Here is a 12083-nt window from a genome sequence, read left to right as displayed (position 1 = left end):
CAATTCGCATTCTCAAAGGAGCCTTCGGGATGCCGAACCTGCTGCCACCCTGCCCGTCCACCCTGAGCCTGGCGATCCGCAATGGATTGTTCGGCAGCCTGCTCAGCGCCGCCTGCTGCTGCCTGGCAATGCCGGCCCAGGCCGAACCTGCCCGCCAGGAACAACGCCTGTACCAGATTCCCGCCGGCAACCTCGACCAGGCCCTGACCCAGTTTGCCGCCAACGCCGGCCTGCTGCTGTCAGTGGATGCCCGCCTGACAGCAGGCAAGCCATCGCTGGGCCTGCAGGGCCACTACTCGCCCGCCCAGGCCCTGAGCAAACTGCTGGCCGGCAGCGGCCTGAGTGCCTACTTCAGTGACGACGGCCGGGTCCTGATTGAGCAGGCCGTGCAAGCCAGCGATGCCCTGGAGCTCGGCGCGACCCGGGTCAAGGACCAGACTGACGAGGACGGGCTCAAGGACTACGGCGTGCCGCGCTCCATCGAAACCCGTAACCTGGAACAGCTGGAACGTTTTCGCGGCCGCTCCAATGCCGACCTGCTCGCCGGTATCGCCGGTGTGCAGACCTCCGACGGGCGCAATGGCGGTGGCATCGAGGTCAACATCCGCGGTATCCAGGGTCAGGGCCGAGTGCCGGTAAAAGTCGATGGCAGCCAGCAATCGCTGGATGTCTATCGCGGTTACGCCGGCACCGCGCAACGGGCCTACATCGACCCGGACCTGATCAGCAGCGTCACCGTCAACAAGGGGCCCAGCCTGGACGCCGCCGCTTCCGGGGCCATTGGCGGTTCGGTAGAGATGCAGACACTGACCGTCGAGGACATCCTCAAACCCGGCGAAACCACAGGCTGGCGCCTGCGCGGCTCGCTGGCGGACAACAGCACAGCCGATGTGCCCAGCGATTACCGGGTGCGCCCGCGCACCGAGCGCAACGACCTGCTGCACGCCCACGACTGGTCACGCAGCCTGGCGTTTGCCCACAAGGATGAAGCCTTCGACCTGGTGGCCGCCTATGCCGAACGGCGCAACAACAACTACTTTGCCGGCAAGCACGGCTATTCGCGCTATGACACCTCGGAAATCAGCGGCGGCGCCCTGGTCGATGCCAACACCGTGGCGCGCAACTACTGGCCCGGTGAAGAAGTGTTGAACTCCAGCACCCACAACAAATCCTTCATGCTCAAGGGCACCCTGTACCGGGAAAACGGCATGGAACTGGGCCTGGGCTACCGCTACATGGATTCGAGTTTCGGTGAAATCATGCCCTCGCAGATTGGCCGCACCGGTCCGTCGATGACCTGGCCACTGGGCGACTTCAAAAAGGACATCGACCGCTACGACGAAGCGTTCTGGATGCGCGCCGACCCCGAGTACTACCAGCAGTGCTCGGCCATCGACGCACCGGTGCCGGACGGCGACAACATGTGGGACAGCACCGGCTGCTATGTGCGCGAGACCCTGGACCCGGTCTACGACTACAGCGGCGCCAACCGGATGGTCCAGTTCAAGCCCGGCAACATGAAGCTGCACACCCTCACCAGCGAATTCAAGTGGCGCCCGGAGGATGACAGCCTGGCGCGCTACATCGATCTCAACGGCCATGCCTGGGCGACCTTCGGGCGCAGCATCATGTACAACAACATCGGCTTTACCGCGCCGCAACGGGGCCAGGGTTACCAGGACGAACAAAGCGAGAAGTACCGCAAATCGCTCGAGTCGGACCTGACCAACCTCAAAATTGGCGGTGATCTGAGCAACACCAGCCGCTGGGTCACCGGTGTCGGTGACTATGCCCTGACCTATGGCGCCTCCTACCTCTATGAGACCATCGACCCCAGCCGCAAGCCCTGGCAGGACGACCTGGAAAACAACCGCATCGAACGCAACGCCTACCGTAACGAGTACAGCCTGAGCAGCGCCCTGGAATACAAGCCGATCCCGGAACTGACCTTCACCGCCGGTGGACGCTACAGTGCTTATCGCATCCACGACCGCAACCGCCAGGCGCTGTATGCCGCACCCGCTGGCGCCGCCCCCGACGCGCCGTGGTGGAACGCCGAGTTTGCAGGCTTTGCCGACAACGCCGAGTTGTCTGGCCACGGTTTCGCTCCGGCCTACAGCGTCAGCTACGCCTTCACCCCGAACCTGATGGCGTACGCCCTGTACAACCAGGGTATGCGCATGCCATCGCTGTTCGAGACCACCCTGGGTGCCTGGTCGGCGCAACCCAACTACGACCTGCGCCCGGAGCGGATGAAAACCTTCGAGGTCGGTGCCTCGCTCAAGGGCAGCAACCTGTTGCTGGACAACGACCAGGCCGGGATCAAGCTGGCCTACTTCAGCAACACCATCGACGACATGGTCACCCGCAACTACCGCTACAACCCCAAAGGCCGCCCCGGCTTCAACGGCGAGCTGAAGATCCGCAACGTCGACAGCTTCACCACCCAGGGCGTCGAGCTGCAGAGCCATTACGACAGCCACTGGTGGTTCGCCGATGCCTCGTACGTCTACAACATCAAGGCCGAAACCTGCGACCGCGCCTTTGCCCAAGCCTTGCGTGACGGCGGCAAAACCGAGACGCCGGACTGCACCACTGGCGGCTTCCAGGGCTCCTACACCAACACCCAGAACCCGCCGCGCTACAGCGTCAACCTGGTGCTGGGCGCCAAGGCCTTCGAGCAGAAGCTGGCGACCGGGATACGCATGCGCTACACCAGCGGGCCGATGTACGTGCTGGACAAGAGCTGGCACGTGGGCACCACCACACCCCAGCAGCACTACCTGGAAGCGCGGATCTACGACTACTTCGCCGACTACCAGGTCAGCGACGAACTCAAGGTCAGTTTCAATGTTTACAACTTCACCGACCAGTACTACCTCGACCCGATGTCACAGAGCATGATGCCGGCGCCCGGTCGTACCTCAAGCCTGGCAGCATCCCTGCAGTTTTAGTGGCTTTTAGCCTCTATCACACTCCAGTGCGCGTAGCAGGGTTTTTCCACCCTGCTTCGTTAATATTTTATTTTTCTTCTGAAGGGTTTACTCACGAATGGTAATTCTTATCATTCTCGACTCCCGAGCGAACCTGGCCTTTCCGTCCAGCCCGCTCACCCTTTGTTTCAGGAGAGATTTGACATGGCGTCGCGCTTCAAACTCAGCCGCATAAGCATTGCCTTGCTGGCGACCCTGGGCTCCACGGCACTCGCCGCGGCCCCGCTGGAGCTGCAACCGGACGAAGTCCAGGTGCAGCCCACCGACCTGCCCGTGGCCGGCAGTCGGCAGGCCATCGAGCTTGAGAACACCCGGGTGCTGGGGACCGCCGAGGAGGAGCTCAAGCAAGCGCCCGGCGTGTCGATCATCACCGCTGAAGACATCAAGAAGCGCCCACCAGTCAATGACCTCTCCGATATCATCCGCCGCGAGCCCGGGGTCAACCTCACCGGCAACAGCAGCAGCGGCGCCCGGGGCAACAACCGCCAGATCGATCTGCGCGGCATGGGCCCGGAAAACACCCTGATCCTCATCGACGGCAAGCCGTCCACTTCACGCAACGCCGTGCGCTACGGCTGGAGCGGCGACCGCGACACCCGCGGCGAAACCAACTGGGTACCGGCCGAAGAAGTCGAACGCATCGAGATCCTTCGCGGCCCGGCCGCCGCGCGCTACGGCTCCGGCGCCATGGGCGGTGTGGTCAACATCATCACCAAGCGCCCGACCCAGGACCTGCGCGGCTCCATGACCCTGTACACCATGCTGCCCGAGGATGATTCCGAAGGCACCGGCAAGCGGGTCAACTTCAGCCTTAGCGGGCCGCTGACCGACAGCCTGATCTTTCGCGTGTATGGCAACCTGAACAAGACCGACGCCGATGACATGAAGATCAACTCGGCGCACCAGGCCACTGAAGGTTCGCTGATGGCCGGCCGCGAAGGCGTACGCAACAAAGATATCAACGGCATGTTGAGCTGGAAGATCGACCCGGCCAACACCGTCGACCTGGAATCGAGCTACAGCCGCCAGGGCAATATCTTCGCCGGTGACACCATGCTCAACGCCGGCGGCGAGTTCGTCGAAAGCCAGGTGGGCAAGGAAACCAACGTGATGCAGCGCTCAAGCTTCGCCGTCACCCACCGCGGCGACTACGACTGGGGTACCTCCACTGCGTCCTTGTCCTACGACCTGACCCGCAACGGCCGCCTCAACGAAGGCCTGGCCGGCTGGGGTGAAGGCGCGCCATCAGGCAGTGCCGGGCGCTTCGAGTCGCGCCTGCGCAACACCCGCGCCACCGCCGAGGTCAACCTGCCCCTGAGCATGGGCCTTGAGCAGGTGCTGACCCTGGGCGGCGAGTACCTCTACGAGTCGCTCAACGACCCAGGCTCACTGCGCCCGCAAAGCTATGACCCGGGCGCAGAGTTGCCAAACTTCGATCGCACCCAGACCAAGTCCACGGCGCGCAGTTTTGCCCTGTATGCCGAAGACAACATCGAAGTCGGCGAAAACACCATCATCACCCCGGGCCTGCGCCTGGATCATCATGAAGACTACGGCGACAACTGGAGCCCGAGCCTGAACGCCTCGCACCAGATCACCGAAGCCTTGAGCATCAAGGGTGGTATTGCCCGCGCCTATAAAACCCCGAACCTGTACCAGGCCAACCCCAACTACCTGCTGTACAGCCGTGGTGCCGGCTGCAACTCCAGCGAAGTCAACGATGGCGGCTGCTACCTGCTGGGCAATGCCAACCTCGAACCGGAAACCAGCGTCAACAAGGAGCTGGGCCTGGCCTACGACAAGGGCACCTGGCGCACCAGCGCGACCTACTTCCGCAACGACTACAAGAACAAGATCGAGGCCGGCAACGACACCTTGTTCCGCCTGCCCAACGGCCGTCGCATCCTGCGTTGGGAAAACACCGGCAAGGCGGTGGTGCAAGGGGTTGAGGGCAACCTGTTCGTCGAGCTGACTCCAGCCCTGGACTGGAACACCAACTTCACCTACATGATCGAGTCCGAGGACAAGAAAACCGGCGAGCCGCTGAGCATCATCCCCGAGTACACGGTCAACTCGACCCTGGACTGGAATGTCACTGACAAGCTGTCGTTCCAGCTCAACGGCACCTACTACGGCAAGCAGGAGGCGCCGACCTACAACGCCCGGGCCAACGAAACCCTGGACAAGAAGGTGCAGAAGGACGTCGATCCGTATGGCATTGTCGGCATCAGCGGGGGTTATGAGTTCACCAAGAACCTGAGCATGCGCGTGGGTGTGAACAACCTGTTCGACAAGCGCCTGTACCGTGAAGGCAACTCGGATGAAGCCGGGGCCCTGACTTACAACGAAGCGGGCCGGGCGTACTTCGCCTCGTTTACCACTTCGTTCTGATGTAAAAAATCTGGGCAGTTGACCCGGTGGGAGCAACTGTCTTGATGAAAATCTAAAAAGCTTGCGCGATCTCTGTGGGAGCGGGCTTGCCCCGCGATAGCGATGTGACTGACACAACGCTATCGCGGGGCAAGCCCGCTCCCACCAGGGTAGTTGTCATGTGTAGGAATTTCCGACAATCCATACCAAAATTTTCAACACTTCTATACTTCCTATACTTTTGTACCCTGATTCGACGTATCGTTGGCGGCTCGCCGGCTCCGGCCCGACCCGTCTTCCTGAATGACTCAGGAAACGGCTTATCTCTTCGTCAAGGAGTTGCGAAAATGCCTACGGTACTGATCGTCGATGATCACCCCACGATTCGTCTTGCGGTGCGCATGCTGCTTGAGCGCGAACGCTACGAGATCGTCGGTGAAACCGGCGATGGCGTTGCCGCCGTGCAGATGGCCCGCGAGCTTCGCCCGGACGTGGTCATTCTCGATATCGGCCTGCCCGGTCTTGATGGCCTGAGCGTGATCAAACGCCTGCACCTGATGGACCACACCCCCAAGATCATGGTGCTCACCGGCCAGCCCGCGCCGTTGTTCGCCCGTCGCTGCCTGGATGCCGGCAGTTCGGCGTTCGTGCACAAGGACGAAGACCTGGAAGCCTTGATCTTCGCCTTGAAAGCCATGATCAAAGGCTACTCGACCTTCCCCGACATGTCGGCCAACCGTGGCCCGCTGGGCAGTGAAGAGCAACGCCTGGCCAGCCTGTCTTCGCGTGAGATGGAAGTGCTGCGCCGCCTCGCCGCAGGCCACTCCAACAATGAAATCGGCGCACGTATGCACCTCAGCCCGAAGACCATCAGCACCTATAAAAGCCGGATCATGGAGAAACTTCAGGTTGGGTCCTTGGTCGATCTTATGGGGCTGACCCATCGCAACAACGTGATCTGAGTCCCCATGAACCTTCGCGCTACCCTTGTGGCCCTGTTGTTCAGCTGCCTGCCGGCTGCGCATGCCAGCGAGCCTGGCGAACCGCGCACCCTACTGGCCCGCTCACTCAGCGGCGGCGAAGGCGTAGCACTGTCAGGCCAAGACCGGCGCTGGCTGACAGAAAAAGGCGTACTGCGCCTGGGCACCTCAAGCCCGGATTACCCGCCCTTTGATATCAATGCCAGCCAGTTCGACTATGAAGGCCTGACAGCCGACTACGCCGGACTGATCAGCGAACTGCTGGGAATACCGCTTGAAGTCAGGCGTTACAGTAGCCGCAAAGCGGCAATCGACGCCCTGCACGCCGGGGCCATCGACCTGCTCGGCAGCTCCAACGGCTTCGAGGCCGCCGATGCCCAATTGGTGCTCAGCCAACCCTATGCCGATGACCTGCCGGTGATCGTCACGCCCCAGGGCAGGACCCGCGCGGTCGACGACGAGCTGGACGGCGTGCGCCTGGCCATGGTCGACCACTACCTGCCCGATGACGAGGTCAAGCATCTCTACCCCAAAGCCCGTCTGCAGCTGTACTCTTCGACCATGGCCGGCCTCTCGGCGGTGTCCCTTGGCCAGGCCGACGCCTTTCTTGGCGATGCCATCAGCAGCGACTACCTGATTGGCAAGAGTTTCCAGGACAGCGTGCACATCTCCCACTTCGTCAAACACGAGCGCGAAACCTTCGCCTTCGCCCTGGCCCGCGACAACCCGGTGCTGTTGCGCTTGCTCGACCATTCGCTGAGTGTCACCAGTGAAACCGAACGCCTGAACATCCTGCGCCGCTGGAGCAGCGGCAGCACCAGCATGCTGCTCGATCGCGGCGCCCTGAACCTGAGCGCCGACGAACGCCGCTGGATCGACCAGCACCCGATTGTTCGGGTGCTGGTCAACAAGTACTTCGCACCCTTGAACTTCAACGACGACCAGCAACAGCCGCGGGGTATTACCGTCGATGTGCTGGAACAGATCAGCCTGCGCACCGGCCTTAAATTCGAGTTCGTCGAGGCCGACGCCGGGGCTGGCATGATCAGCCTGCTGCAACAGGGCAAGGCCGAGCTGGCCAGCACCCTGATCTACAGCCCCGAACGGGCTACCCAGGTCAATTTCACCCGGCCCTACCTGGTCGACCCCTGGGTCCTGGTCAGCCGCAGCGACAGCGACCCGGCGCAGCCACCCGAGCAACTGGCCGGCAAACGTCTGGCAGTGATTCGCGACTCGCCCCTCAAGGCGCAGTTGCTGCAACGCTACCCATCGCTGAACCTGGTCGAGGTCGATAACCCGCTGGCCTTGATGGAGGCGCTGGCACACAAACAGGTCGACCTGGTGCTGAGTTCGCGGATCAACGCCGCCTATTTCATCAGCCGCCTGTTCAAGGACCGCCTGCGTATCGCCTCGCTATACGGCGACCAACCGCTCACCTCGTCCTTTGCCACGCCCCTGGATGAGCCGGTATTGCACGCGATCATCGACAAGGCCTTGCTCAGTATCGCGCCCGATGAGCTGGCGAAGCTGACCAACCGCTGGCGCACCAATGCCCTGATCAGCGACAGCCCCTGGTACAACTATCGCTCGCTGATCTGGCAGATTCTCATCGTCGCAAGCCTGGTGCTGGCCGCGGCGGTGTTCTGGAACCGCTACCTGCGCCACCTGATCCGCCAACGCAGCAAGGCCGAGCAGGCACTGCAACATGAGCTTGGGTTCAGCAAGCGGCTGCTCGAAGAGCTGCGCCTGGCCAAGGATCAGGCCGAGGATGCCAGCCGCGCCAAAAGCACTTTCCTGACGACCATGAGCCATGAGATCCGCACGCCAATGAACGCGGTGATCGGCCTGCTTGAGCTTGCCGTCAGGGACGCTGAACAGGGCCGCGCCGACCGTGCCTCGCTTCAGGTGGCGTTCGACTCGGCCAACGGTCTGCTGGCGCTGATCGGCGACATTCTCGATATCGCCCGCATCGAATCCGGGCACATGCAACTGAACACCGAAGCCACCCACCTGAGCACGCTGGTCGCCGCCACCGTGCGGGTGTTCGAAGGCAATGCGCGGCTCAAGGGCCTGGCCCTGCGCAGCGACCTGCAAGCCATCGACGAAGCCGTGCTGGTTGACCCGCTGCGGTTCAAGCAAGTGTTGTCGAACCTGCTCGGCAATGCGCTGAAGTTCACCGAACAAGGCCAGGTCAGCGTCACTCTGCGCTATGGCCCGCAGCAGCCCGGACAGCTACGCCGGGTACTGCTGAGCGTGGAAGACAGCGGCATCGGCATCAGCGCCGAAGACCAGGCGCGCCTGTTTCATAACTTCGTCCAGGTGGGTGAGCAACCCGCACGCCAGGGCAGCGGCCTGGGGCTGGTGATCAGCCGCACTTTGTGCGAACTGATGGGCGGTCGCCTGAGCCTGACCAGCACCTTGGGCGTCGGTACGCGGATCGACATCGAGTTGCAGTTGCCGGTGGCGACCTTGGCCCAAGCCACACGGGAAGAAATCGAGCAGCCGCTGACCGACGCCGTATTGAACATACTGGTGGTGGACGATTACCCGGCCAACCTCATGTTGCTCGAACGTCAGCTCAGTGTCCTTGGCCACCAGGTCAGTCAGGCCAACGACGCTCATGCGGCACTGGTGCTGTGGCGCCAAGGGCAGTTCGATGTGGTTATCACCGATTGCCACATGCCCGGCATGGATGGCCATCAGTTGGCGCGCCGCTTGCGCAGCGAAGAACACCATCAACAACGCCGCGCTGGCCTGATCCTGGGATTGACGGCCAACGCTCAGGCCGAGGAACGCGAGCGTTGCCTGGCCAGCGGCATGAATGATTGTCTGTTCAAGCCGATCGGGCTCAATGAATTGCGCCGCCATCTGATCGGCATTGCCAGCCCGGCACCCGCCCCTGAGCCAGAGGCACATGCCAGCGGCTTCGATATCGACAACCTCAAGCACCTGACCCTGGGCGACCCGCAGTTGATCGAACGCCTGTTACGGCAACTGGCGCAAAGCAACCGTGACGACCTCCAGGCCCTGCGCGCCCTGGGCCCGACGCCGGCGCGCGATGCCTTGCGCGCCCTGGCCCATCGCATCAAGGGCGGCGCCAAGATGCTCAAGGCCCGTGGCCTGGTGCAACGCTGCGAAGCGCTTGAGCAAGCCTGCGTGGGCGATGCCGCCATCGAGCAACTGCAGGCACTGGCCACGGCCCTGGAGGCAAGCCTGCAGACCTTCGACGGCCAGCTCAAGCAGCGGGTCAGTGCAATTGCAAAGTCGAGTTGATCTGGCTGATCGCATCGACCACATGCTGCGAACCCTGCTGGATCTCCAGAATCACCTCACCGGCCTCATTGGCCAGCTCCACACCCAGGCCGGTACGGCTCAGGCTCGACTGCATGCTGGCCACCGCGGTCAGCGACAGGTCGTGGTTCTGGCGCACCACTTCGACAATCTCCAGGGTCGCCTTGCTGGTGCGCGCCGCCAGGTTGCGCACTTCATCGGCAACCACGGCAAAGCCGCGCCCGTGTTCACCCGCCCGGGCTGCCTCGATGGCGGCGTTGAGTGCCAGCAGATTGGTCTGGTCGGCAATGCCGCGGATGGTCTGAACGATCTGCCCGATCAGCTCCGACTGCTTGCTGACCGCATCGATGCTGCGTGCGGCGGCGTTGAGGTCCTGGGAGATTTCCTCGATGACCTGCACCGTCTGCTGCACCACCTGCGAGCCCTTGCGCGCGCAGGCATCGTTCTGCACCGAGGTGGCGTGGGCCGATTCGGCGGCGGTCTGTTGCGTGCTGACCTGTTGGGTGATGTCACTGGCGAACTTGACGACCTTGTACAGCCGCCCTCGGGTGTCGAAGATCGGGTTATAGGAGGCCTCCAGGTACACCATCTGCCCCAGCTTGTTGACCCGCTCAAAGCGATGGGAATGGTACTCGCCACGATTGAGCGAGGCCCAGAACGCCTTGTAGGCAGCCGACTCACTCTCGCTCTTGTGGCAGAACAGGCTGTGGTGCTGGCCCACCACCTCGTCGAGGCGATAATGCATGGTATTGAGAAAGTTCTGGTTGGCGGTGAGGACCTTGCCGTCAGGGCTGAACTCGATCATCGCCATGGAGCGGCTGATGGCGTTGATCAGGCTTTGGGTCTCATGCTCGTGCACCACCCGCTGGGTGATGTCCGAGGCCACCTTGATCACACTGGTGACATGCTGTTGGGCGCCGTACACCGGCATGTAGCTGGCTTCGAGCCAGATCTCATGGCCTTGTCGGTCGATGCGGGCGAAGGTGCCACTGCGCGGTTCGCCACGGCCCAGGTCACGCCATAGCTGGCGGTACTCCTCGCTTTTGCTGAACGCCTCTTCGCAGAAGATCCGGTGGTGTTTGCCCCGGATTTCCTCGACGCCGTAGCCCATGGTTTTGCAGAAATGCTCGTTGGCGTCGAGAATGATCCCGTCGGGGCTGAACTCGATCATCGCCATGGAGCGGCTGATCGCGGCGAGCTTGGCGGTCATCTGGCCCAGGGCCTGGGTGCAACGCTCGATTTCGGCCAGATCGGACTTGCGATGCAAATCAAACATTTTGCAACACTCCATGCTCGGGATTTGCTGAGCATAGATGGCCACGGGTGCCATGCAAGCACTCTGACATTACCGTATTGAGCCCGCCGACTGACGGTTTCAGCTGCTTTCGCGGACCACCAGTTCAAAGCCCAGGTCCTGGCATTGTGGCTGCCCACGCTTGCCATCGAGCAGGCCCAGCAACGCCTGGGCGGCGCAGCGGCCGATGGCGGCACGCGGGGTGCGGATCGAGGTCAGGCGCGGAACCATGTGCGCTGACGCCGGCAGGTCGTTGAAACCGACCATGGCCACCTGCTGCGGTACCCTGATGCCCTGGCGCATGGCTTCAAGAATCGCGCCCTGGGCCAGGTCGTCGTTGCAGAAGAAGATGCCGTCAATCTCCGGGTGGCGGCTCAGCATCTGGCCAAACAGCTCCCCGCCCAGGCCGATCGAGGACGGCTGCGGGGCGAGCATTTCCCGACCGTAGGCATCCAGGCCGGCCTCGGCCAGGGCCTGGCGAAAGCCTTCGGCACGCTGCATCACCCGCGGATCGAGTTGGGCTGCGATAAAGCCCGGGCGCTTGCACCCGCGCTCAAGCAAATGCCGCGCTGCCGCCCTGCCCGCCTGCTGCTGGGAGAACCCCACGGACATCGCCTGGGCTTCCCCGCCCAATTCCATCATGTGTACACACGGCACACCGCTGCTCGCCAGTAGCTGCTTGGCGGCGTCGCTGCGGTCGAAACCGGTGAGCAGGATGCCGCGCGGCTGGTAGGCCAGGTAGTTGCGGATCAGGTTCTCTTCTTCGGCGATATCGTAGTGATAGTTACCGATCAGCACTTCAAGGCCACGCGGGCGCATGACCTCGTGGATCGCTTCGAGGGTGTCGATGAACAGGTGGTTGGACAGCGACGGGATCAGCACCACGATCGACTGGCTCTGCTTGGAGGCCAAGGCCCGGGCTGCCGGGTTGGCCACGTAGCCGAGGCTGGCAGCGGCGACCTGGACCTTTTCCACCAGCTGCGGGGCAACCGTGCTGATCCCGCGCAATGCACGAGAAGCGGTGATCGGGGAAACCCCGGAAAGCCTGGCCACTTCAGCCAGGGTAGGACGTCCGGTAGTACGAGAGCCGATGCGGGTCATGACGGGTTTTATTTTCGACTTGCAAAGAATGGGGAACGGGCACTAAGGTAGCGC

At 62.6% G+C, this 12083-nt stretch carries 5 protein-coding genes and 2 pseudogenes; 4 read left to right on the top strand and 3 right to left on the bottom strand.

Annotated elements, in window-relative coordinates:
- Positions 1 to 29: 29 nt before the first annotated feature.
- The 4 genes from EXN22_RS13460 to EXN22_RS13445 all read left to right on the top strand — a co-directional run bounded on the left by EXN22_RS13460 (position 30) and on the right by EXN22_RS13445 (position 9616).
- Entirely contained in the window at positions 30 to 2954 is a 2925-nt protein-coding gene (locus tag EXN22_RS13460; protein ID WP_130264520.1) for a TonB-dependent receptor, read from the top strand.
- 183 nt (positions 2955 to 3137) lie between these two features.
- Complete coding sequence (locus tag EXN22_RS13455) at positions 3138 to 5384, top strand: FepA family TonB-dependent siderophore receptor (RefSeq protein ID WP_130264519.1); 2247 nt, start codon at positions 3138 to 3140, stop codon at positions 5382 to 5384.
- 326 nt (positions 5385 to 5710) lie between these two features.
- Complete coding sequence (locus EXN22_RS13450) at positions 5711 to 6325, top strand: response regulator (RefSeq protein ID WP_130264518.1); 615 nt, start codon at positions 5711 to 5713, stop codon at positions 6323 to 6325.
- Between the two features lie 6 nt (positions 6326 to 6331).
- Positions 6332 to 9616, top strand: coding sequence for a transporter substrate-binding domain-containing protein (locus tag EXN22_RS13445; protein ID WP_130264517.1), 3285 nt, complete (start codon positions 6332 to 6334; stop codon positions 9614 to 9616).
- On the opposite strand, the pseudogene EXN22_RS26690 reads toward EXN22_RS13445, so the two are convergent.
- The 3 genes and pseudogenes from EXN22_RS26690 to gntR all read right to left on the bottom strand — a co-directional run.
- Positions 9591 to 10022 (bottom strand): annotated as a pseudogene (locus tag EXN22_RS26690) (methyl-accepting chemotaxis protein); the annotation flags it as partial. The gene EXN22_RS13445 and the pseudogene EXN22_RS26690 sit on opposite strands and share 26 nt — an antisense overlap.
- A 153-nt stretch (positions 10023 to 10175) precedes the next feature.
- Positions 10176 to 10805, bottom strand: a pseudogene (locus EXN22_RS26685) (PAS domain-containing protein); the annotation flags it as partial.
- A 204-nt stretch (positions 10806 to 11009) separates the two neighbouring features.
- On the bottom strand, positions 11010 to 12029 hold the full coding sequence (gntR, locus tag EXN22_RS13435; protein WP_130264515.1) for an HTH-type transcriptional regulator GntR: 1020 nt from the start codon (positions 12027 to 12029) through the stop codon (positions 11010 to 11012).
- Positions 12030 to 12083 lie beyond the last annotated feature (54 nt).

Origin of the sequence: Pseudomonas tructae (assembly GCF_004214895.1) — a bacterium.
GTDB lineage: Bacteria > Pseudomonadota > Gammaproteobacteria > Pseudomonadales > Pseudomonadaceae > Aquipseudomonas > Aquipseudomonas tructae.
The sequence above is the reverse complement of the archived record's forward strand: the minus strand, read 5'-3'. Positions and strand labels throughout refer to the sequence as shown.